Genomic DNA, 21,250 nt, shown 5'->3' with positions numbered 1-21,250 from the left:
GCACGGATCAGTGGCCTCAAGGCGTGGTCGCGGAGGCGTATCAGGCTGGCTGGAACGCGTTCGATGTCGTCGTGACGATCCCGGACGGAACGATCCAGTGGCGACCAATGCTGCTGTCTCTTGGCGATACCTATGCCACCGACCACAATGTCAGGTTCGCCGAGCTTGTGTTCGAGGACATCTCCGAGGCGCAGTCGGTCGCGTCAGACATGACGGCCTCCATCGATGCGCTCAATACGGCGATCACCGGGCCTGGTGGCGCAATCGCGTCCGCAACAAGCGATCTGAAAGCGGAGATCGAGGACCCGGCCGGCACGAGTATTGGGGCCGATCTGGCACAGAACTACTACACCTCCGCCGCGGCAGATGCAGCCATCGCCTCCGCCGGCACATCGCTGAAGGCAGAGATCGAAGATCCGAACGGAAGCAGCGTCGGGGCCGAGGTGTCTGTTCTGCAAACTGCCGTGTCCGACATCGAGGGGCACGCCGCGTCGATGGTCAGTTTCCGGGCGCTGGCCGGCAATGCGGTGTCCTTGCTGGACCTCGTCGCCAGCAGCGATCCGGAGCAATCGTTCTCGGTGGTCCGGATCTCGGCCGACGACATCCTGATCGACGGCACCGTCAGCATGTCGAAGCTGTGATCGCGGACTTCGGGAACATGATCCCCGGCAACAACCTGCTGGATGAGGGGCTGTGGTACATCTCGGGCCCGGCCCAGTTCATCGATGCCGGCAGCTATGAAACCGCCAGCCGGATGATCGACGTCTACGTGCCAACGGCCGAAATCGGCGGCACGCCGTCGGGCGAATACGCGTCGGCCTGGACAGCGCCCTTCGCGGTCGCGCCCAAACACCTACTATGCCGTGGGTGGCCGATGGCCGGTATTGGGCCAGCGCCGTGGGCGAGGCCCGGGTCTACGTCTATTTCTACGACAGTGCGAGCGCGGCCACGGACGCGTACCTGTCGTTCCAGACGATCCACAGCTTCACCGTCGGCGGTCTGTCGTCGGAGCAACGCTTTACCGAGATCGTGCAGACCCCGTCGATGCCACGCATATGCGCATCCGGTGGCGCGTGGGGCCGCGATGCCGGCGGCGACATCTACGGCCGGTTCGAAGCCTACAACCTGTTTTGCGCGGCCCGCGACCGACGACCGGCTGATCGTGGACGGCGCCGTCACGGCCGAGAAGATCTCCGTCCTCTCTCTCGACGCGATCTCGGCCGATCTTGGCAGTATCGAGGTCGGGACCGCCAACATCGCCGACGCCGCGATCACATCCGCCAAAGATCGCCAGCGCGATCCAGTCGGACGAATTTCGTATCCGGCGCGACCGGCTGGCAGATCGCCCTGGACGGGACCGCCGAATTCAACCGCCTGATCGCCCGCCAGTCTCTCGAAGTCGGCGCGCTGACCGATCGGTGGGAGACGCTACTCGCGGCAGAAACCGACTTCGAGGAATCGTTTGTCGGAACCTACCTGTCGCTCAACGCTTCTGTCGCGGCGGCATCGCTTGAGGGGCGTCTGTTCTTCGCGATGGGGGCCATCGACGTGCGCCATTACGACGGGACAATCGACCCGGCCAACGCCCCGGTCCTGTCCATCCAGTCACGGGTCAAGCTCGGCGGCACCTGGGGCGACTGGGAAGGTGGGGGCGCCATGCCGTCGATGGCCGAGACCTACGCCGACGCCGCATCGGTGACCTCGGCCCCGTGGCGGACCATTGCCCGTGCGCAGGCCGTCTTCGGGGTGTGGGACGAGGTCGATTTCCGCTGGCACATCGACCGCCCGAGCGGCGAGGCAAACCTCGTCGTCCGCAATGCCTTCCTGTCCGTGATCGAGGTTGTTCCGACATGACCGTTGCATTTGCTTTCGTCGATCAAGCCGGGCTGGTGGACTATGCCGGGCATGCGCCCGCACTGCCCGCCGGCGCCATTGCCCTGGCCGAGGGCGTCCCGCTGGCGGACGCGCATCTCTACCTGTGGTCCGGCACCGACTGGTCCGCCCGGCCGCGCGCGTCCGCGCCGGCGCAGGTCGACACGACATGGACATGGACCGGCCTGCCCACCGGGGCCGAGGCGCGCGTGTTCGACGGCGAATTCGGCAACCGCCTGGCAACGATCCCGAGACCGGCGGCACGATCGAGATCACGCTCGCCGATGCTGGCCGATACGATGTGCGGCTGACGCTGCCGTCGCCCTGGCTGTCCGAAACCATCGCGCTGGAGGTGACCTCGTGACCGTGATCCGCCGCGATACCGCCCCGGCTGATGAACGTGTCGCCGCCGCGACGGCAGCCGACGATCGCGCTTTCCGCGACGTGGTGAATGCCGAACGGACACGGCGCCTTACGCTCGGCGTGGATGTCGACATCCCCGGCTATGGCTGGGTCGCTCTGGAGGGCCGTGAGCAGGACCAACGCGGCATTCTCGGCTTGCGGATCGAGGCAGAGACCCGCGTGGGGGATGCCGACCAGACCCCGTTTCCATTCATGGATCGCGAGGATGTCGCCCACAGCCTGACGCCCGCGCAAATGGTCGCGCTGGCGCGTCTCGGGCAGGCCTGGGTGCAGCTCGTCTTTGCCGCCAGTTGGGCGATCAAGGCGGCCGACCCACGGCCCGCCGACCCGACAGACGACGCCCTTTGGCCACCCAATGCAAGGCGCCCGGTATGAGCCGCAAAACCCCCATCAACCCCCGTTTGAAAGGACCTGAAATGCCCACCACTCTGTACACCCTGGACGCAGACTGGTCCGCCAGTGCCCGCTTCACTGCCGCGACCGACATGGACATCAACATCGGCAATCCGTCGACCTGGGCGCGGCTGAGTTGGGACCTGACCACGGACGATACACCGCCCGCGGTCGCCCCGGCGCTGGCGACCCCGATGCTCCCGGGCGCAGAAAAAGGTCTGCAGTTGCGCGCCGGCGAGCGCCTGTGGCTGGCCGGCGCAAAGGGCGAGCCTGCGGTATTGGTGCAGTCGTGAGCGGCCGGTTTTCTGCGGGCCGTTTCGCGGCGGGCGGCGGTGAGGAGCCGCTGGTGACGGGCACCGGCCCGAGTATTGACGAGGGGGAGCTGGACACCGGCGTCGCTCTGTCTGGTCCGGTCACGTGGGGCAGCTACACCGCGGCCCATGGCGGCGCCGTGACCGGACCCACGCGCGAGATGCAGATCGACGGCGGGGGTTGGTCAGCGTGGGACGGGGCCACGACGTATACTCGCGGCCAGATTATCGAGGTGCGAGAGACGCTGGGGTTCGTAGGTGCGCCTGACTATAGCCTCACGCGCCGAGCGTCGGGTGTGCGGGATGAGGCGCCCACGCTCGCGATCCCCGACCAGTCATTTGCCTATGGCCAGGCTGTATCGATCGACCTGTCCGCGCATGCCGGCGGGACCAATCTGCGCGACTGGACGTACAGCGGGCCAAGCTGGCTGACGCTCTCGGGCACGACGCTTTCCGGCACCGTGCCTTCCGCGGACCTTGCCACCTCAGCTAGTGTGACTGTCACAAACAGCGAGGGCACCGCGCAGGCCGACTTCGCGATCAATGTGAGCGATGCGCCCCCGGCGCCGCTGCTATACGCCTCGGTGCATGGGCGGATCGCGACTACAACTACGGCGAACCCAAACGATGCCACCAACACGCATTGCTACGGCAGCGGGTCGGAAGAAATGGGGTCGGGCACATGGTCAGAAATCGTCATCCGCATGGACAACGATTTCGGTGGGCTGCCTAATGTCTTGAAGGCAGCCGTGGATCGCATCCATATCCTGTACTACTACCTGATCGCAGAAAACGGCGACTACGTTCAGGTCACAGTCGATGGCGAAACCGATTGGTACATGGATGCCGGGGACTACGATCTGCATTCCGACCCGATCTACCCGGCAGATTTCGGCCTGTTCGTGTTTAGCGAGAGCGAGCGCTACGAGCGGAAATACTGCTGGCAGCCGGTCGATGGGTCAAACGTGCCGATCACTAGCGGTGCTGTGTGTCCGAGACAGTACAACCCGTACCGGTATCGCGTCATTCCGACGAACATCTTCACAGGCAAGTCGACTGCGGCCTATCCGTTGGCCGACTTCCTGACGTTCGGCGGCTTCAACGCGAGCGCTGGCGACGGCATGTCGTATGTAAATGCGCACCTGCCGCATCAGATCATGGCCCGCCCGGCGGGGGCAATCCCGCGCGTAGAGGCCCACGTTGCTGATAGCCTCGGCTGCGGTTTGCAAGACAATACGGCGGCAGGCACGCTCTACGGCTGGATGGAGGGGTCCCTGTGGAACACCGATGCAGCCCCGACAGCGTGGATCCCTGCAATAAATATGGGCGTTCCAAGCAGCTCCGCCGCGGCATGGCGTGAAGGGGACATCAACGGGGACCGCGACTTCTACCTCTCGATGCTGAAATATGCCAACGCGATGGTGGAGATGTTCGGTACGAACAACCTCGCGAACCCGACGCAGGAGATTGCGGAAAAGGAAAGCATCTGGGCGGCTTTCAAATCGATGGATGCAACCGACTATGCCGGGCTTGATCGCGAGATTTTGGCAATTCTGTGCATGCCCAGAACGACAGATAGCACGGGCCTGACGGTCACGGGCTTCAACAGTGAACTGTTGCAGATCAACGCGGCAACGCTGGCCTCGGCGACCCCCGACTACGTAATGGACTGGCCAGGTCTGAGGTTGTCTGGCGGGGACGCTACCGATGACGCGAACGCGCCTCTCGACAGTGATTACTCCCTGTGGGCGTCAAACACCCCAACCTACACGTCGGACGGCACCCACCTGTCCCAGACGGGCATCGACAGCATAGCGTCTCCGGCCTTACGGGCAAAACGTATAGAGATTGGCTGGGGGTTTGCGGGATGACCCAAACAAGCAGCGCCGCGGCCGACACGACGCTCAGCGACCTGATGACCACTCTGGGCGACACGATTGCCGCCGGAGTTGCGTCGCGGATCGAGGCCGCGCTGGCGGAACAGACATCGCAGATCGCGTCGGCGCTGGCCGACCTGAAGACCGCGACGATAGATCGACGAGGACCGCCTTGGACCGATTGGCACATCATGACCGCAGACGATCCCGTAATGCCCGACTGGCGCCCCAGCGCGATCTTAGCCGCCGGTGTGAACACCAGTCTCACCCTTGTCGGTGATAGCGGGGAGGAGCTGGATATCACATTGTCGCCGGGGATCATTTTCGGGATGTCGCCCGTCGATATCCAAGGCGTCAAGCCCGGCACGCGCGTGGTGTTGTTCAGATCGGAGGCGTGATGTTGCCGGTCGCGGGCATGGCAGATATTCCCACGGTGGCGTCTTGGTCCGACATTCCCACGGTGGCGGCGGGTCAGGGCTCCCGACCGCGGCGGACGGGCTGCACCGTGCCCCTCCCGCCGGTACGGACTATTCGGCGCGGTCTGGGTCGCAAAACAGGATATCCACATCGATGCCGCGCTCTCGCAGCGCATCCCACGCGGTCAGCGCGGCGATCCGGAACGGCCCGATGAACCCGCCCGCCGCCGCGCCCCGGCCCGGAATGTCAGGCCGCGCGGCGCGCAGGTCGGCTGTGGTGCCGTACAACCAGATCACGCCCTCGCCCTCGCTCACGTCAGCCTCGATGCTGTCGGTCAGCGCGTCTATGTCGTCCTGGATGTCGAGCAGCGCCTGCCTCACATCCGCTGGCACCGGCCGCCGCCCCGCCAGCAGGTCGCGAGCGAAGCGGTCTGAAAACCCCCCGATCTCCGACAGGTCCCGCGAGGACAGTCCCAGAGTGTGGGCCAGCGTGGCGTATAGGGCGTCACGATGCATGAGCGGCCTCGTACCGTACGTTGGAGAGCGCCGCCATCCCGAGACTGCTCGCCATGTCGCAATCAGATGGCAGTCCGTGGGCGTCGAGGTACAGGGTTTGCATGTCGGTCATCGTGTCTCTCCTGAGGGGCGCGCTTGAAATTTCCGCGGCCGGTCGTTACGGTCTCGCCATTGCCTGGAAAAGCAGACTAGTTGCGGCATCTGCGGGTGCTGTTAACAAGCTCTACCGAGCAACAAATTGAGGGGCGGGGCTACGGCCTCCCCCTCCCCCTCATTTCTCACCATAGAGTTCTTGGTTCGCCCTTTTGCGGACCTTTGTTTTGTTGGTCTTGTTCAGGCTGTCATATTCGGGGCAGTTGGCGGCCAGCCAGACCTTCAGCCGCTCGATATGGGCCGCTTCTTCTGCACGCCGCGCGGCCTTTTCCGCCTCTGCCTTGGCCTCGGCCTCTGCTCGCCTGGCGGCGCGCACTTCTTCTCGCGCCAGCGCCTCGTCGCCCAATCTGTCGAGTCTCGCTATATCGACGGTCAGGATGTCGATCAGGTCTGCTACGGTGACGTCGCTGCCGTCGATGATCGTCGGCCAGTCGTCGAGCGCCTTCCGGCGGTCGCCCACATCGTGGTCGGACAGCCGAAATCCGCGCTGCCCCTTGATGCCGCTGCTGCATATCGAGACGGTGACGTAGGCGCTGTTGCCGTAGCTCGTCGGGTGCGTGGTGATGCTGACATCATACCCCATGTCGCGCATGTGGTCGGCGGCGGCGGCGGCTTTTGCGAAGATCGGGTTTCTCGTCATCGTGTCTCTCCTGAGAGGCGCGGCCACATGCCGTCTGCCTATGCCTCGACTATAGTTCCGAAATCGGAACTTATCAACCGAAATCGGAGCACCGCGCCGCCTGACATTCCGGGCCGGGGCGGCGGCCGGCGCCGGCGGATGTGGGGCAGGCGCTGCTCGACATCCACGCGCTGGCCGACAACAGGTCACGGGCATCCGCCTCTGCTGCAACTTTTGGTGTCACACACTGCGAAAATTGCCGTCCCGCTACATCTGGCGTGATATCGGATTGGCCGTGTGCAATCGCATCCATCAGATGGGATTTCCACTTGAGATGCTTGTGCTGCGCATCGGTGATCTCACCGATCATGCCGTCCTTGGTGGTCATGGTCTCTCTGCGTCCCGTTCTGCTATCGCCTTGGGAGGCTTTCAGGTTCCCGTCGCCAGGAAGTCGCGCCAGATTTCCTCGACGGCCTCGTTCGTGACCCCCGGCCCCGCGCCGAGGGAGACGCCATTGCCCTCCCGCAGCCGGAACCGCGAGATCAGGTGCTCCAGCCGCTCGGTTTCCTGCCGCAGTGTCGCGGCGGCCGCCGTGGCCTCTTCGACCATCGCGGCGTTCTGCTGGGTAACCTGATCAAGCTGGGTCACGCCCACATTGATTTCGCCCAGCCCGACGGATTGTTCCTGCGCATTGACCGCGATCTCGCTGACCATGTCGGAGATCTGGGTGACGCGCGACACGATATCGGTCAGGGCTTCGCCGGTCCGGTTGACCAGCCCCACGCCGGACGCAACCTGACTGGAACTGCGGTCGATCAGGTCCTTGATCTCACGCGCGGCTTCGGACGACCGCTGGGCAAGGGCCCGAACCTCGGAGGCAACCACGGCAAAGCCTCGTCCAGCCTCGCCTGCCCGCGCGGCCTCCACCCCGGCATTCAGTGCCAGAAGATTGGTCTGGAAGGCGATGTCATCGATCACGCCGATGATCTGGGAAATCCCGTCCGAGGAGTCCTTGATTTCCGACATCGCGCCCACTGCCTGTTTCACGACCTCGCCGCTTTGCTCGGCATCGCCGCGGGCGCCCCGGACGACATGTTCCACCTTGGCCGCACTGTCGGCTGTCGTTTTCACGCTTGTGGTCAGTTCGTCCAGCGCGGCGGCGGTTTCTTCCAGCGTGGCCGCCTGATTTTCGGTCCTGTGGGACAGATCGTCCGAGGACGAGCTGATTTCATCCGACCGCGCGTGGATCTCGATCGCGTTTTGCGCGACCAGCCCGATCAGGTCGTTGAGATTGTCCATCGTCCTGTTGAAGTTCTGGCGCAGCCCTTCGAACGCCTCCGGGAAACGGATGTCGAGCGACCGGGAGAAATCCCCGTCCGCCATATCCTGCAACCCGTTGGCAAGGCTGGTGACGACCACATGCTGCTCTGCCCAGCGGTCATAGCGTTCGATCTCGGACAGGCGTTCCTTTTCTTCCATCGCTTCGCGCTCGCTCAGCGTCCGGTGCAGGCGGGACAGCGCCGCGTGCAGGCGCCTGACCTCTCCGACGCCAAGGCGGAGCGGACGCAAGGCGGCAAGATTGCCGTGGGCCAGCGCCTCCGTTCCGCGGGTCAGACGGGCCAGCGGGCCGAGCACCAGCCCCCAGAGCGCCGCCGCAGAAAGGACCGCAATCCCGCCGATCAGCACGAAGCCGGAGCGCAGCCGGTCGGCAAGTTCTGCCGCGGACGCCGGGTCAATCGTGACCGCACCGCTGGTGATGTAGGTGACCAGACGGTCATAGGTGACGTATTCGGCCCCGAGAAGCAGCGCCAGACCACCGGCAATACCGATCGCCGAGACGGAACTTCGCCAGCCGCCAAGCAGGGATTGGCTCTTGTTGGACATCGTCAGGTTCCCGTTTGTCGCGCGATTTACAATTCTTGGACCTATCCCTAGCGGCCAAGACATTACCAAGACCTTCACGCCCTGCCCTGGATTAGGAAGAATGCGCGCGATTGACAGAATGCCGCGGCAGCCGAAGTGCATGCTTCCGTTCATGAAAACCGGGCCGCGGCACATTAGCCAAGGCTTAACATGCTCTGTGCTTGGGTGCGTCTGACCGACTCCCCAAGGCGCAAGGGCCATGACCAGCTATTCCGAAATGACCGAAGAAATCGCAGCCGCGCAGATGAAGCATCTCAAATGGCGCGGCAATCTTGCACGCGCGATTGCCCAGGGCCGTTCCGAAATCTCTCCCGAAAAGGCCGGATGCGACCGCAGTTGCGATTTCGGCAAATGGTTTCACGGCCCCTCGATTCCGGCAGAGCTGAAATCGGGCGAGGCGTGGAACGCCATCAACGCCGCCCATGCGTCCTTTCACAAGACCGCGGCGGAGGTGCTGACACTGGCCATCGGCGGACAGCCAGAGGAGGCCCGCGCCCTTCTGACCGGCACCTTCTGCGACAAGGCCGACGGCGTGCTGAAGGCGCTGAGCCTGTGGAAATACGAGATGAAGACAAAGGATCAGGAACAGTCCTGACCCGGGCCTGTTGTGCCGGGACGCCGGGCAAAAACCGGCCGCTGCGATCTGCTTGCGGGAAAGCGCCGCCTTGCCCCTTCCCGCCTGAATTGACAAAATCCTACCTTTCGCCCGGCGCAGGGCCTATCCTCCCGCTATCGGCGGGGGCATCGATTTGGACACATCCTGGATTCTCAGCACCCCTTACACGCGCCTGACGGGGGAGCGGTACGTGTGTGTCGAAGGCGAGGACAGTGCCCTTGCCGGGCCGTCGATGCAGCTGGCCGACTTCGTCGCCCGGATGGAGGATATCCGCGACCACAGCCACGATCCGCTGGTGTCATGGTCCCAGGGCCGAAGTCTCGACCTTTCCGACCTTGGCGTTCTGGGTGAAACCGCGGCCTGCGCGCCGTCCCTTGGCGCTGCGCTGCGATGTCTGGCGCAAGGCTTCCCCATTCTTCAGTCCGGCACCCGCGCGCGGTTCGAGATCAACGGGGACAAGGCGCACTTTTCCTATCGCGTGCTCGATTTCCGGATCTGGCCCCGGCGCGGTGATGCCGAACTGACCATCGGGCTTTTCGCGGCGCTGGCAGAACGCTGTGGCGTCCCGCCCGCCGCCATCGACGCGATCCGTTTTGAACATGATGCCTGTGGCCGCACCGCCGCGCTTGCATCCGCCCTTCGGTTGCAACCGCGGATGGGGGCGCAGGACAATGCGATCTGCCTGCCGGTGCGGTTTCTGGACAACCCGCTGCCGGGGCCGGCACAGGGCATGGCGTATCAGACCGGTCTGCAATCGCTGGCGCGCGCACTGATCGATGTCAAACGTCAGGAACGGCTGTCGACCCGCGTCCGCCACGTCATCCTGGAAGGGATCGGGCACGCCGCCATCGACCAGAACACCATTGCCGAACGGCTGGGCATGTCGCGCCGCAGCCTGCGACGGCATCTGGAGGCCGAGGGCACCAGCTTTCAGGACCTGATGGAGGAATGCCGGCGCGCCTGCGGCCATGCGATGCTGACCCGCACGCGGATGCCGCTCAGCGATATCGCCTTTGCACTGGGCTATTCCGACCAAAGCGCCTTTTCGCGGGCGTTCTCCCGCTGGTTCGGGGAATCCCCGCGCGAATTGCGCCGCACCGGCGGGAGAGAGGAAAGCGTGATCCGCTGATCGAACGGCCCCTCCCGCGCCGGGCCGGCATGGGCAATGAAGATGCGCGTGCGGTCGGGATAGTGGGTGTCGAGCGCCGTCAGGATGCGGCGGGCGGCGGCCGCGTCGATTTCCGACAGGCTCTCGTCTAGGATCAGGATACGAAACGGCAGCAGCAGCGCCCGGGCCAGCGCGATCTTCTGCCGTTCCCCGCCCGAGAGGTTCGCGCCAGACTCCGACAGGGCAAGGTCAAGCCCCGCCCCCTGCGCCCGCAGCCAATCGGCCAGATCGGCGTGCTCCAGCACCTGCCAAAGCCGCGCGTCGCTGGCCCCCGGATCGGCAAGGCGCAAATTCTCCGCAAGGCTCATCCGCAGGAGCGTGGCCCGCTGCGGCACCAGCGCAATCGCACGGCGCAAGGCCACCGGGTCAAGGTCGCGCACGTCCCGGCCGTCGAGCGTCACAGTTGTTCCCGGCGCGGGCGGGGACAGCCGCAGGGCAATGTGCAGAAGGCTGGTCTTGCCAATCCCGCTAGGCCCGTCGATCAACACCCGTTGGCCCGGCGGGATGGTGGCCGTCACGGGGGCATGGGCCGCCACGGTGCTGCCCGCCCGATCGAAGGCAAGGGTCGCGCCGGGGGGCAGCGGCTGGCCGGCAGGCTCCGCCGCATCCCCATCCATCAGATCGGCCAACCGCCCCGCCGCCACCTTGGCCTGCGCCTGTGCGTGGTAAAGCCCCAGCAGGTTCCGCAAGGGCCCCGTCAGCATACCAATATAGGCCAGAAAGGCGATCAGCGATCCGATCTGCCATTGCCCCTGCACCACCCACAGCCCGCCGATCACCAGAACCGAAAGCCGGACCAGCGCCCCGATCACCTGCGGCACCGCACCGACCAGTTCCAGCCAGCGCCGCTGACGTTCCAGCAACCCGATCTGGCGCGCCTGCAAGGGGTCCAGCGCGTCGGCCTGCCGCGCGCCCGCGCCAAGGCTGCGCAGGACGGCCATGCTGGCAAGGCTTTCGATGACGAAGCCCGACAGCGCACCGCGCATCTCTCGCACCTCCTCGGCCCGCGCCTGTGTCTTGCCGCGTGCCCAGGCGAGAAACACCAATTCGACGGGCGCGGCCGCAATCGGGATCAGGGCCAGCCGCCAGTCGAGCAGGGCCAGCATCACCGCGCCCCCGGTCAGGCGGACGATGGCCCCGAAGGCCGCCAGAAGCGAGTCGAAGGCGAATTTCTGAATCTCGGCGGTATCGCCGTCGATCCGGGCCATCATCTCCCCCACCGGATGCGCCGGGGCCAGCGGGTCGCGCGAAAGGCTTGCCCGCATCGCCCGCCCCCGCAGGTCGGCCAGCATATGGGCCGAGAACCGAAGATGAAGCAGCGAATTGCCAACGCCCATCATCAGCGCCACGAGGCCAACGCCGAAGGTGGCCAGCGCCCATGTCCAGACCGCGCGTGCATCGCCCGCGACAAGCCCCTGATCGATGAACTGCTTGGTCAACCACGGGGTGGCGAGGCCGAGGAGTGCAGCCAGCAGGGAACTTGCCAATACCAGAAATATACCGCCCGAGGCCCGCGCGATCACCGGACCCAGCCATGCCGCCGCCCCCGACCCGAAAAAGACCCGTGCCGAGGCCCTGCCGAACACCGATGACAGGGGCGTCACGCGCAGCCCCGCCGCTCAGCCCCCAGGAACCGTGCCGCTTCCCCAAGGGCCATGCGGGCCGCGGCCCCGTCCTTGTACGCCGCCCCCGCCAACAGCCGTGCGGCCAGATGGCCCGCCACGCGGGCCGCGGCCATGCTGGCACCGCCCTGCCCTTCATGCCCCTGTTCGGGAGAGCCGCACCACGCACCGATCACCCCATCCTCCAGAAGCGACAGGCTGTCCCAGTCGCAGCGGGCATCGCCGCTTGCGGGAATGATACCGGGATAAGAGGCCGGATAGCACGGGCCGCCCCGCGCCGGATAGGCCGACACAACGATCATGCCGGCCCGCACCGCCTCGGTCGCGGCGCGGCGCAGGGGCGCGCGGTCCGCGGCAAGGCCAAGGCTGAGGCAGATCACGTCAATCTCTTGCCGGTCGGCCTTTTGCCCCGACAGCCATTCCAGCGCGCTGGCCACCTGTATCGCTGTCGTCACGGGACGATCCTGAAACACCTGTGCATGCACGAGCTGCACGCCCGGCGCGGCCTTGCGGATCACCTCCGCCACCGCTGTGCCGTGGCCCAACCGGTCGGGGCGGGCAGAGATCCATGTGCCATCGGGCAGGAACAGGCGCCCGCCCGCCACTTCGCCCTCCGGGCCGCCGCTGTCGATCACGCCGACACGGATGGGGCGGCCGGCAGTCAAGCTCTACTCGTCCCGGGTAAACAGCCGGATCGAGGCCAGCGACATGGAATGCCCGTCCGGCATGTCGATCTGTCCCTTCCGTTCCAGCGTTTCGGCATCATAGACGCCAATATCGCCCAGCGTCCCGCCGATATAAAGCGTCTTGCCATCGCTGGAGACATTCACCGAGTAATAGCTGTGCGGCAGGTCCACCCGCTTGATCGGTTCTCGGGTCTCCAGATCGAAACTGGAAAGCTGGTTATAGACGCCGTAGATCCTGCTGCGGTCGGCATCGGCGACGGTGGAGAAATAGAAGATGTCGGTCGCCTCGGCGTCCTTCATTTCCATCTCGCCGCTTTGCAGGTCGAGCGTCAAAAGGCCCGTGCGGTACGCCTCCGGGTCCATCGGGTCGCCATCGGCGCGGAAGGTATAGAAGGGCGTCGTGACCATGTCGGCCACCTCGAACTGCGACCAGGCATCCAGAACGTCGGGCTGCACGTAGTCATCGCCGCCCCAGCCCTGGATCGGCATCTCGCCGATCTTCTCGCCCGTCGCGCCGTCGAAGACGTGCATCTCTCGGCCCATGCCATAGATCTTCGTCCCGTCCGTGGAATAGGCGATAACGGTGATCTGGCGCGGGGCCTCTGCCCGGGTCTTCAGCTTGCCGGTGTCGGCGTCATAAAGCGCAAGGCGCGTGGGCTGCACCTCGAACTCGTTCTTGTAGATATGGACCGGGCTTTCATAGACGGCGAGCGTCTTGCCATCGGGCGAGAGATCCATCCCGAACAGCGCCTTTACCCGTTCGTCGCGGGAAGACAGGCGGATGCGCTTGATCTCCTCCCCGGTTTCCAGATCGATCTCGGCGATCACCTCGTTCTTGGCGATGATGATGAAGGCACGCTTGCCGTTGGGGGTGATCGCCGGAAGGCTTGGCAAGGGGCCGGCCTTCTTCATCTCGATCACCTTGTCGACTTTCATCGCCTCGGCGTCGACGATCACCAGCCGGTCGGGGCGCGTGGGCGCCAGCAGATAGTCCTTCGCAACCGCGGGCGTGGCGGCCAGCAGGCAGGCAAGGGCGGTCAGGGTCTTCATCGGCGTCACCCTTTCAGCTTGGGGAAGACGGACTGAAGCTGGCGCCAGTCCTGTTCGGCCGCAGGCGCCTTGTCGGACCAGTCGGGATAGCTGGTCATCGTGTCGGGCACCTGCGCGGGCCACCAGCAGGGGTCGGCGCAGCCGTACAAATCCGCCTCCATCGGCTGGCAGAGGTTCGCGACGCCGCCGAAGGCATCGACCTCCCACCCCGGATCGAAAGAGGTCGTGCAGCCCACCAGCGCGTTCATCGCCAGAACCTCTTCCTCGGTCCCCTCTTCGGGTTTGGCCTTGTCGGCCTCGTCCATGGCCTTCGCCCGGGCATTGGCAGGGGTCAGGTGTTTCATGTGCTGGCTCTCCTCGGCTCAAGATGGCGGCGGAAAAACGACGGGTTCGCCTGCATGATACGGGTATAGGCGGCGATCCCGAAATCGACCCAGTCCCGCATCAGGTCGCAATAGTGATAGACGGGGGCGAAGGCATCGCCCTGCCTCGCATAGGCTTCGTGGTAACAGCCGCCGGCGCAGATCCCGCGGATCCGGCAGGTGCGGCAGCCATACTGGCTGCGGTCCTGCGCGCCCTCGATGAAGGCGGCGAGTTTCGGCAGGTCTATCCCGCGGTCCACATTGCCATAGGTCGGCTGGTCGGACCCAACGAACCGGTGGCACAGATGCAGATCGCCCGCCCGGTCCACGGCCAGCATCCCCAGCCCCGCGCCGCAAGGCACGGCCTTTTTCGTGCCTTGCGCGATATCGGTCAGCAACTGGTGCATGTTGGAGAAACCGATATTCTCCCCCCGGATCGCGGCGTCGACATAGCGGCGGCCAAGGGTCTTCATGTCCTCGAAAACGTCGGTCAGCGCCGCGCCATCAAGATTGAACACCGACACGGGGCCAGACGTCGCCGGGCCGAAGCCCACCTCGGCAAAGCCCAGATCTTTTTTCAGGTGATCGTGAATCGCGATCACGTCGGTCACGCCCCGGGTCAACGTGACCCGCGCGCCAACGGGCCGCGACCGATAGCGCGCCAGCAGCATCCGCACATTGCGGGCCACGACGTCATAGGTGCCCTTGCCGCCCACCGTCCGCCGGTTGACGTCATGCAACGCCTTGGGGCCGTCCATCGACACGGTCAGCGCAAACCGATGCGCGTCGAACCAGTCGACCATTTCCTCGGTCAGAAGTGTGGCGTTGGTGGTCAGCGAGAAATCGACCGTCTTACCCAGGTCCGCCGCGCGCGGTTCGGCATAGTCCACCACCTGTCGGATCAGCGCGATGTTCGACAGCGGCTCGCCGCCGAAGAACACCACGTTCACGCGGTCGCGGTCCTTGGCCTGTTTCAACAGCAGTTCGAACGACGCCTTGGCCGTGTCGAACGCCATCTTCTCGCCCTTGGCGGGGACGGTCAGGTCCTCCTTGTAGCAATAGGTGCAGGCGAGGTTACAACCGGTGTTGACGTTCAGGACGATGGTTGAAAGGGGGATGTCCTCCACCCTGGCGATCCTCATCGGTGCCTCGGGGTCGGCCGCGTTCCGCAGGATGTCGAGCGAGACGAAGCTTTCGACGCATTCGGCCAGATCGGCGGCGCCGTGCCGCCCGCCAAGTTCGCGTTGCATCGTGTCGGCATCGACCGCCCCCACCCGCCGGAACAGGTCATAGACGTCTTGCGCCACGGCATCGAGTTCATAGAGCCCCGTGGTCGGCACATGCATCAGCATGGCCCGGCCGTCCACATCCACCCGGTGGGCATTGTGGGGGATCAGCGTCAGCGCACCCATCATGTCAGCGGATCGGCGTGTCGACAAAGCGCTGGACAGTGGCGAACAGTTGCGCCCGGCCCTCCAGCAGCTCGGCGCCATCCGTCACCTTGGCGATCACCGACAGGTTGCCGGCATTGTTGGTGGTCATCCGGCGCGCGGGGTTGGGGCCTGCATCACCCGGGGTGAACAGCCCGGTGTCGTCGATGCTGCCCGCGAATTTGGCATCCTCAAGCATCGCGGCGACCTCGTCGAAATTCTCGGTGCTCCACTCCGCGGGGAAATAGCCGACGCGGATGTCATCCTCGGTGCCGGGTTCGCCGTCGGGACCGTTGATATAGCCCGCGGCCTCGAACTGCGCGGGAACCTTGGGGATCGGGCCGCCATTGCCCCCGATCCGGGAAATCGCGACCTCGGGGACAACCTCGATCCTGTCGAGATCCTCGAACAGCACGATCGAGGTCGAGAGATCGCCAAGCGCGATTTCCGCCCAGCCCTCCGCCGCCGCGGCATCGGCTGTCACGCGCAAGACAACCTGTTCCGGGGTGTCCGACACGACCTCCCCCGACAGCCCTTCGGGCAGCGCGGGCGCCCCGGACAGGCCGACACCGGTCAGGGTGATCTCGGCCGTTTCGCCAAGCCGCAGATGCGTGGGGCTTGCGGTCAAGATTTGCGGCTTGCCATCGGTTTTCGCCGCAACCAGACGCCCGCCGATCACATCGCGGTCGGCTTCGAACCAGCGGCCCGACAACGCGCCGTCGGGGCCCAGCGCCAGCACCTGCCGGATCTGGGTCTCTCCATCGGTCAGCGTGGCGCGCCATTCGCCCGCGCCATAGACCATGCCAAGGCCGGAGAAGGTTCGCCCGGCGCCATCGGCAAAGGTCAGATCGAGCGTGACGTCATAGCCCCCTTCGGTCGCGCCCAGTTCCATCGTCCCGCTGTAGTCGCCGGTGCCCGGCACACGCCCCACGACCGACCAGGTGCCCGACAGGTCGGTATCGGTCGCGGCCACGCGGTCGCCATAGGGATAGGTTTCCACAAGGAAATCCAGAACCTCGCCCCGTGCGATGCCCCACCAGTCCCGGTCCCGGGCAAGCGCCTGATATTCCAGCGTCGGATACTGGCCGAGGTGGAAATGCAAGAGCTTCTCCCAATCCTCCGCCGTGCGCCGTTGCAGGGCGACGCGGGCATAGGAATGGCAGCGGGCGCACATCTCTGCCATCAACTGGCTTGGAGCCTCGTCCACGGCCACGGGTTCCTGTTCAAGGATGTAGCGCCAGCCGCCGGTTTCCGCGACCGACAGGCCGCGGGTCTCTGCCAGGTACTTCACCACCACGGCGCGGTCGGCATCATCGATCCTGACGCGGTGGTTGCGCATCATCCGCACGACGGTCATGTCCCATGCTTCGGGCGTTCGGCGGCCGTCATCGATGCGTGGATAGCTGCCATCCTCCCGCTGTTCGTGGCAGTTGGAGCAGACCTTCTCGATGATCTCCTCTGCCTCCATCGCGGCGGACGGATGGGCAAGCGCAAGGGCCGCGCAGGTCGACAATAGGGCGGCGGTGGCGTGTCGGCTCATCGGGTGGTGATCCCTCTCGCTTGATCGGTCTGTCGAGGTCGCGTCGTCGCGGGGCGCTTTGACGCGTCTCTCACGATCCTGTCGGCACCGGACCCTGCAATTCTTGACATTTCCGGACAAAGTTAATGCCCGTTTGCCGTGTCCCGTTCGCGCGGCCTAGGCTGTGTCGAAAGTAAACCGCGACCGGGGACCAGATGCACAAAGGAAAGGCAGACAGCGAATGACGCCTGTTATGCATGACCTCGCGGTGCTGGGCGGCGGGCCCGCCGGGGCGGTGTCGGCATGGTTGGCCGCCCGGGACGGGCTGCGGACCGTTCTGATCGATCCCTGCATGACCGTCCCGCGGATCGAGGGGCTTAGCCCCCGCTTGCATCTCTGGCTGTCCCGCCAGGGGCTGCTGGCCGGGTTCGACAAGCTGGTCGGGCCGCTGCCGCGGATCAGCCATTGGGGCGAAACCATTGAGACCGTGAACCGCGAATGGCTGGTGGACCGGGCAGAGCTTGACGCGCATCTGAGGCAGGCGGCCGTTGCGGCGGGGGCCAGATTGCATCAGGCGACCGGGCGGGTTGCCGACCGGGGCGACGGGACGGTGACACTTTCGCTGTCCGACGGGGCGCAACTGACGGCAAGGCGTGTCTTCGACGCGCGGGGCCGCAAGGCCCATGCCGGGCGCGGCGCCGTGCTGCGCGGCCCTGCGACGGTGTCGATCTGCGGTTGGGTCGAGGGCAGCGCCGATGCCACGCCCTCCGTTTCGATCCTGCCCTTCGAACACGGGTGGCTGTGGGTCGCCGCGATTGGCCCCGGGCGGGTCTGGGTGCAGTTCCTCGGCGATGCCGATGCGCCGGGCACGCCAACCGACCGGTTGCTGGATGCGCTGTGCCATGTCGCGGGCTTTTCCGGCCGCGTCTTCGGTGACTTGGTCGTGCGGGACTCTGCCCCTGTCCTGATGCCACCAGTAGAGGATCTGTCGGTCCTGCCCATCGGCGATGCGGCCGCGGCGGGCGACCCCCTGTCCGGGCATGGCCAGTTCTGGGCGGTGTCCGGTGCGCTCGCGGCCACGGCGGCGCGCAAGAACCTTGCAACCCGCCCCGGTGCGGAGAGCGAGGCGCTCGCCCGCCGCTTCCTGGCCGAACGGTCGCGAGAGGTGTTCCTGCGGCAGGCCCGGGTCGGGCGTGATTTCATCCGCCTGATGACGCGCTTTCGCGAATACCCGTTCTGGGAACGGCGCTGGGATTTCCCCGACGATGAACCGCTGCATGCCGCGACGGACGAGTTTCGAACCGACCGGGCGGTCGTCGTCTGTGATGGCGTGCTGGAGGAACGGCAGATCCTGCGCACCCCCGCCTCCCCCTCTGGCGTGGCATGGTTCGGGCGGATCCCGGCTGTCGATGCGTGGGAGGCGTTTCGGAGCGGCATGCCCGTCGAAGACATGGTCGCACGCTGGGGAGAAGCGGCGCGCAAGCTGCCGGAATTCATCGAACGGGAACGCGCGGGGCCAGTGCCCGACGATGAGGAACCGATCAGGTAATGGCATCGGGCGGCGCGCTGGTCCCCTTCCGCGTGCCCCAAACCGCTTGTCCCTTGCCGCGGGGCGGAGAGTCGCCCAAGCTGAACCCATCTGCGCCAACTTGCGAGGTGTCCCATGCCCTATGCCGACGCATCCTTCACCGGGCCCGATCTTTGCGCCCTGCCCGCGCGCGAGGCCGTCCGGCTGCTGAAATCGGCGGAGGTGTCGCCATCCGAGTTGCTGGAGGCCGCATGGCAGCGGATGGAACAGGTGGAGCCCTTGGTGAATGCCACCGTCATCCGCAATGACGACCGGGCGCGGGCGGCCATCGCGTCACTGCCCGCGCGGGCCGACCGAAACGCCGGTGCCCGCGGCTGGCTGGCCGGGTTGCCCATCGGTATCAAGGATCTGATCAACGTCGCCGGCATGCGTGCCACCTATGGCAGCCCGGCCCTGGCCGATTTCGTGCCCGAGGAAAGCGACCCGCTGATCGACCGGCTGGAAGAGCGCGGCGCAATCATCGCGGGCAAGACCAACACGCCGGAATTCGGCGCGGGCGGCAACGCCTTCAACGCGGTCTTCGGCAGCACCCGGAACCCTTGGGACACCGGGCGCAACGCGGGCGGGTCCTCTGGCGGGGCGGCGGTGTCGCTGGCCACCGGGGAAGTCTGGCTAAGCCACGGATCCGACCTTGCCGGATCGCTGCGCACGCCGGCGGCCTTTTGCGGGGTGATCGGGTTTCGGCCAAGCCCCGGGCGATGCGGTGGCGCGCCGGCCGACACCGCCTTTGCCCTGGAGGCCGTTCAGGGTCCGATGGCGCGGGACATCCGCGACACCGCGCTCTTTCTCGACGCGATGGCGGGGTTCGACCCGCGCCACCCGATTTCCATCGAAGAACCGGCCACCGGGTTCCAGGCGGCGCTGGACCAGCCGCCGGGCGAGATCCGCATCGCGTTTTCCGAGGACCAGAACGGCTTTGCCCCCGTCGAGGGCGATATCCGCACGGTCCTGCGCGGCGCGATGGAGGCGATCGCCGGTGAAGGGGTAGCGGTCGAGAATGCCTGCCCCGATCTGCCGGGGCTTTACGACACCTACGCCACACTTCGGGGCATGCATTACGGCGCGGTCAATGCGCGCCTGCCCGACCATGTCCGGGCGCATTTCAAGCGGACACTGGCCGAAAACACCGCCTTTGGCCTGCAGGTGACGACCGAACAGATCTACGATGCGATGCGCCAACGCACGGTGCTCTACCACGCGATGCGCAGCTTCCTAGAGGGCTTCGACGTGCTGGCGATCCCCGTCACCGGCATCGCCCCCGGCCCGGTCGAAGAGGAATATCCCACCGTCGTCGATGGCGAACCGCTGTCCGATTACATCGACTGGCTGCGCTTTTCGTTCCTGTCGACCACGACGACCCTGCCCGCCCTGTCGATGCCTGCGGGCTTTACCGCGGGGGACCTGCCGGTCGGGCTGCAACTGATCGGCCCGCCGCGGGGCGAGGCGCGGCTGTTGCAGGTGGCGCTGGCGATCGAGGACCGGTTGAACCTTGGCTGCCGGCCGATCGACCCGGTGTCCCCGGGCGACTGAGCCGGGTCAGTCCGCCAGCGGCAACCGCTTCTCCGCCAGCCGGGCGAGGACCGAGGCCCCCATCGGCAGGATCTCTTGCCCCAAGACGAAGGCGGGGCTGTGGAGCGGCGCGGTGCCCGAATGGCCCAGCATGCAATAGGCGCCGGGAACGACCTTGAGCATATCCGCGAAATCCTCGGACCCGGTCAGGGGGCGGTCGATCTCGGCCACGTTGTCGGGGCCCAGAACCTCGGCCGCGGCGCCCAGATAGGCGTCTGACAGGTCGGGGTCGTTCTCCAGCACGTCGAAGATGTTGCGGCTGTCCAGATCGATCTCCACCCCATAGGCTTCGGCGAACCCACGGCACAGCGCGGCCATCCGCGCCTCGGCCAGATCGCGGATATCGTCCTTGAAATAGCGGATGGTGCCGGCCAGATGCGCCTCTTCCGGGACGACGTTATAGGCCGATCCCGCATGGATCTGCGTCACCGACAGAACGCAGGCCTCTTGCGCGGGGATGTTCCGGCTGAGGATGGTCTGAAGCTCTCCCACCAGCGCGGCGGCGATGACCAGCGCATCGCGTGACTGATGCGGCATGGCGGCATGGCTGCCCTGCCCCTTGATCCGGATGTCGAAGAACTGCGCCCCCGCCATCGCCGCGCCCTTGCAGATCGTCAGCTTGCCCGGCGCGCCGTTGGGGTTGTTGTGCAGGCCATAGACCTCGTCGCAGGGGAAGCGCTCGAACAGCCCTTCGGCCAGCATGCGGCGCGCACCGCCCAACCCCTCCTCTGCCGGTTGGAAGATCAGCATCACGGTGCCGTCGAAATCGCGCGTCGCGGCCAGGTATTTCGCCGCGCCCAACAGCATGGTGGTGTGCCCGTCATGGCCGCAGGCATGCATGGTACCTGTTGTCCCCGAGACATAGGGAACTCCCGATGCCTCGGTGATCGGCAGGGCGTCCATATCGGCGCGCAGCCCCACGCAGCGGTTGCCCTTTCCCCGCCCGCGGATCAGGCCGACGACGCCGGTGCCGCCGATGCCTTCATGCACCTCGTCCACGCCCCAGGCCCGCAACCGATCCGCCACGATGCCGGCGGTGCGGGCTTCCGCAAACCCCAGTTCGGGATGGGCGTGCAGGTCCTCGAAGATACCGACAAGGTCGGCGGTCTCCGCCTCGATTTCAGCGATCAGCGTCAT

23 protein-coding genes are annotated in these 21,250 nt (G+C 66.0%); 11 read left to right on the top strand and 12 right to left on the bottom strand.

Annotated elements, in window-relative coordinates:
• The first annotated feature begins 23 nt into the window (after positions 1-23).
• The 7 genes from RGUI_RS22265 to RGUI_RS19650 all read left to right on the top strand — a co-directional run bounded on the left by RGUI_RS22265 (position 24) and on the right by RGUI_RS19650 (position 5,274).
• Positions 24-641: a hypothetical protein gene (locus RGUI_RS22265; protein ID WP_081535891.1), complete on the top strand. Its 618-nt coding sequence runs from the start codon at positions 24-26 to the stop codon at positions 639-641.
• Between the two features lie 217 nt (positions 642-858).
• Positions 859-1,854: a hypothetical protein gene (locus RGUI_RS22260; protein ID WP_081535890.1), complete on the top strand. Its 996-nt coding sequence runs from the start codon at positions 859-861 to the stop codon at positions 1,852-1,854.
• Positions 1,851-2,183, top strand: a complete 333-nt coding sequence (locus RGUI_RS19670; RefSeq protein ID WP_081535889.1) for a hypothetical protein — start codon at positions 1,851-1,853, stop codon at positions 2,181-2,183. Before RGUI_RS22260 ends, RGUI_RS19670 begins: the two co-directional genes overlap by 4 nt.
• A 49-nt stretch (positions 2,184-2,232) precedes the next feature.
• Entirely contained in the window at positions 2,233-2,670 is a 438-nt protein-coding gene (locus RGUI_RS19665) for a hypothetical protein (RefSeq protein ID WP_081531800.1), read from the top strand.
• 41 nt (positions 2,671-2,711) lie between these two features.
• A complete protein-coding gene (locus tag RGUI_RS19660; protein ID WP_081531801.1) occupies positions 2,712-2,981 on the top strand; it encodes a hypothetical protein in 270 nt (89 codons plus the stop codon).
• Positions 2,978-4,870 (top strand): Ig domain-containing protein, encoded by a 1,893-nt coding sequence (locus RGUI_RS19655; protein ID WP_081531802.1) that lies wholly within the window; start codon positions 2,978-2,980, stop codon positions 4,868-4,870. The genes RGUI_RS19660 and RGUI_RS19655 overlap by 4 nt, the downstream gene beginning before the upstream one ends.
• Entirely contained in the window at positions 4,867-5,274 is a 408-nt protein-coding gene (locus tag RGUI_RS19650; protein WP_081531803.1) for a hypothetical protein, read from the top strand. Before RGUI_RS19655 ends, RGUI_RS19650 begins: the two co-directional genes overlap by 4 nt.
• A gap of 129 nt (positions 5,275-5,403) precedes the next feature.
• On the opposite strand, the gene RGUI_RS19645 is transcribed toward RGUI_RS19650, so the two are convergent.
• The 5 genes from RGUI_RS19645 to RGUI_RS21960 form a co-directional block, all read right to left on the bottom strand.
• Positions 5,404-5,808 carry a hypothetical protein gene (locus RGUI_RS19645; protein ID WP_081531804.1) on the bottom strand — a complete coding sequence of 135 codons (405 nt, stop codon included), beginning with the start codon at positions 5,806-5,808 and terminating at the stop codon, positions 5,404-5,406.
• Complete coding sequence (locus tag RGUI_RS22400) at positions 5,798-5,920, bottom strand: hypothetical protein (RefSeq protein WP_256387860.1); 123 nt, start codon at positions 5,918-5,920, stop codon at positions 5,798-5,800. Before RGUI_RS22400 ends, RGUI_RS19645 begins: the two co-directional genes overlap by 11 nt.
• Before the next feature lie 159 nt (positions 5,921-6,079).
• Positions 6,080-6,601, bottom strand: a complete 522-nt coding sequence (locus RGUI_RS19640; protein ID WP_081531805.1) for a hypothetical protein — start codon at positions 6,599-6,601, stop codon at positions 6,080-6,082.
• Positions 6,602-6,674: 73 nt separating this feature from the next.
• Positions 6,675-6,968 (bottom strand): hypothetical protein, encoded by a 294-nt coding sequence (locus tag RGUI_RS19635; protein ID WP_081535888.1) that lies wholly within the window; start codon positions 6,966-6,968, stop codon positions 6,675-6,677.
• Between the two features lie 41 nt (positions 6,969-7,009).
• Positions 7,010-8,464, bottom strand: coding sequence for a methyl-accepting chemotaxis protein (locus tag RGUI_RS21960; RefSeq protein ID WP_253798655.1), 1,455 nt, complete (start codon positions 8,462-8,464; stop codon positions 7,010-7,012).
• Positions 8,465-8,702: 238 nt separating this feature from the next.
• Here RGUI_RS21960 and RGUI_RS19625 point away from each other — a divergent pair, with 238 nt between their 5' ends.
• Complete coding sequence (locus tag RGUI_RS19625; protein ID WP_081535886.1) at positions 8,703-9,098, top strand: CZB domain-containing protein; 396 nt, start codon at positions 8,703-8,705, stop codon at positions 9,096-9,098.
• Positions 9,099-9,252: 154 nt separating this feature from the next.
• Entirely contained in the window at positions 9,253-10,248 is a 996-nt protein-coding gene (locus RGUI_RS19620; RefSeq protein ID WP_156883038.1) for an AraC family transcriptional regulator, read from the top strand.
• Here RGUI_RS19620 and RGUI_RS19615 read toward each other — a convergent pair.
• Genes RGUI_RS19615 through peaA form a run of 6 tightly spaced genes read right to left on the bottom strand, consistent with a single transcriptional unit; the run spans position 10,143 to position 16,977 of the window.
• On the bottom strand, positions 10,143-11,891 hold the full coding sequence (locus RGUI_RS19615) for an ABC transporter ATP-binding protein (protein WP_081535884.1): 1,749 nt from the start codon (positions 11,889-11,891) through the stop codon (positions 10,143-10,145). The genes RGUI_RS19620 and RGUI_RS19615 overlap by 106 nt on opposite strands.
• Positions 11,888-12,574: a S8 family serine peptidase gene (locus tag RGUI_RS19610; RefSeq protein WP_253798652.1), complete on the bottom strand. Its 687-nt coding sequence runs from the start codon at positions 12,572-12,574 to the stop codon at positions 11,888-11,890. The genes RGUI_RS19615 and RGUI_RS19610 overlap by 4 nt, the downstream gene beginning before the upstream one ends.
• Positions 12,575-12,577: 3 nt before the next feature.
• Positions 12,578-13,645 (bottom strand): quinohemoprotein amine dehydrogenase subunit beta, encoded by a 1,068-nt coding sequence (peaD, locus tag RGUI_RS19605; RefSeq protein WP_081535883.1) that lies wholly within the window; start codon positions 13,643-13,645, stop codon positions 12,578-12,580.
• Positions 13,646-13,650: 5 nt separating this feature from the next.
• The gene (gene qhpC / locus RGUI_RS19600; RefSeq protein ID WP_081535882.1) at positions 13,651-13,989 is read right to left on the bottom strand and encodes a quinohemoprotein amine dehydrogenase subunit gamma; all 339 of its coding nucleotides are present in this window, start codon (positions 13,987-13,989) and stop codon (positions 13,651-13,653) included.
• A complete protein-coding gene (gene peaB, locus RGUI_RS19595) occupies positions 13,986-15,419 on the bottom strand; it encodes a quinohemoprotein amine dehydrogenase maturation protein (RefSeq protein ID WP_081536185.1) in 1,434 nt (477 codons plus the stop codon). The genes qhpC and peaB overlap by 4 nt, the downstream gene beginning before the upstream one ends.
• Positions 15,420-15,423: 4 nt before the next feature.
• Complete coding sequence (peaA, locus tag RGUI_RS19590) at positions 15,424-16,977, bottom strand: quinohemoprotein amine dehydrogenase subunit alpha (RefSeq protein ID WP_081535881.1); 1,554 nt, start codon at positions 16,975-16,977, stop codon at positions 15,424-15,426.
• A gap of 220 nt (positions 16,978-17,197) precedes the next feature.
• Here peaA and RGUI_RS19585 point away from each other — a divergent pair, with 220 nt between their 5' ends.
• Entirely contained in the window at positions 17,198-18,505 is a 1,308-nt protein-coding gene (locus RGUI_RS19585) for an NAD(P)/FAD-dependent oxidoreductase (protein ID WP_081535880.1), read from the top strand.
• 114 nt (positions 18,506-18,619) lie between these two features.
• On the top strand, positions 18,620-20,074 hold the full coding sequence (locus RGUI_RS19580) for an amidase (RefSeq protein ID WP_081535879.1): 1,455 nt from the start codon (positions 18,620-18,622) through the stop codon (positions 20,072-20,074).
• A 6-nt stretch (positions 20,075-20,080) separates the two neighbouring features.
• Here the strand turns inward: RGUI_RS19580 and RGUI_RS19575 are convergent, their stop codons facing one another.
• Entirely contained in the window at positions 20,081-21,250 is a 1,170-nt protein-coding gene (locus RGUI_RS19575) for a M20 aminoacylase family protein (protein ID WP_081535878.1), read from the bottom strand.

Source organism: Rhodovulum sp. P5, from assembly GCF_002079305.1.
Classification (GTDB): Bacteria; Pseudomonadota; Alphaproteobacteria; order Rhodobacterales; family Rhodobacteraceae; genus Rhodovulum.
Note: the sequence above shows the minus strand (reverse complement) of the source record. Positions and strands in the feature narration are given on the sequence as shown.

What these genes read in the sequence shown, in the direction of transcription:
- RGUI_RS19645 (WP_081531804.1), bottom strand. Translation starts at nt 5,808, where the DNA reads ATGCATCGTGACGCCCTATACGCCACGCTGGCCCACACTCTGGGACTG.
- RGUI_RS19670 (WP_081535889.1), top strand. Translation starts at nt 1,851, where the DNA reads ATGACCGTTGCATTTGCTTTCGTCGATCAAGCCGGGCTGGTGGACTAT.
- RGUI_RS19575 (WP_081535878.1), bottom strand. Translation starts at nt 21,250, where the DNA reads ATGACGCTGATCGCTGAAATCGAGGCGGAGACCGCCGACCTTGTCGGT.
- RGUI_RS21960 (WP_253798655.1), bottom strand. Translation starts at nt 8,464, where the DNA reads ATGTCCAACAAGAGCCAATCCCTGCTTGGCGGCTGGCGAAGTTCCGTC.
- qhpC (WP_081535882.1), bottom strand. Translation starts at nt 13,989, where the DNA reads ATGAAACACCTGACCCCTGCCAATGCCCGGGCGAAGGCCATGGACGAG.
- RGUI_RS22400 (WP_256387860.1), bottom strand. Translation starts at nt 5,920, where the DNA reads ATGACCGACATGCAAACCCTGTACCTCGACGCCCACGGACTGCCATCT.
- RGUI_RS19585 (WP_081535880.1), top strand. Translation starts at nt 17,198, where the DNA reads ATGACGCCTGTTATGCATGACCTCGCGGTGCTGGGCGGCGGGCCCGCC.
- RGUI_RS19650 (WP_081531803.1), top strand. Translation starts at nt 4,867, where the DNA reads ATGACCCAAACAAGCAGCGCCGCGGCCGACACGACGCTCAGCGACCTG.
- peaB (WP_081536185.1), bottom strand. Translation starts at nt 15,419, where the DNA reads ATGGGTGCGCTGACGCTGATCCCCCACAATGCCCACCGGGTGGATGTG.
- RGUI_RS19580 (WP_081535879.1), top strand. Translation starts at nt 18,620, where the DNA reads ATGCCCTATGCCGACGCATCCTTCACCGGGCCCGATCTTTGCGCCCTG.
- RGUI_RS19640 (WP_081531805.1), bottom strand. Translation starts at nt 6,601, where the DNA reads ATGACGAGAAACCCGATCTTCGCAAAAGCCGCCGCCGCCGCCGACCAC.
- RGUI_RS22260 (WP_081535890.1), top strand. Translation starts at nt 859, where the DNA reads ATGCCGTGGGTGGCCGATGGCCGGTATTGGGCCAGCGCCGTGGGCGAG.
- RGUI_RS19625 (WP_081535886.1), top strand. Translation starts at nt 8,703, where the DNA reads ATGACCAGCTATTCCGAAATGACCGAAGAAATCGCAGCCGCGCAGATG.
- RGUI_RS19660 (WP_081531801.1), top strand. Translation starts at nt 2,712, where the DNA reads ATGCCCACCACTCTGTACACCCTGGACGCAGACTGGTCCGCCAGTGCC.
- peaA (WP_081535881.1), bottom strand. Translation starts at nt 16,977, where the DNA reads ATGAGCCGACACGCCACCGCCGCCCTATTGTCGACCTGCGCGGCCCTT.
- RGUI_RS19635 (WP_081535888.1), bottom strand. Translation starts at nt 6,968, where the DNA reads ATGACCACCAAGGACGGCATGATCGGTGAGATCACCGATGCGCAGCAC.
- peaD (WP_081535883.1), bottom strand. Translation starts at nt 13,645, where the DNA reads ATGAAGACCCTGACCGCCCTTGCCTGCCTGCTGGCCGCCACGCCCGCG.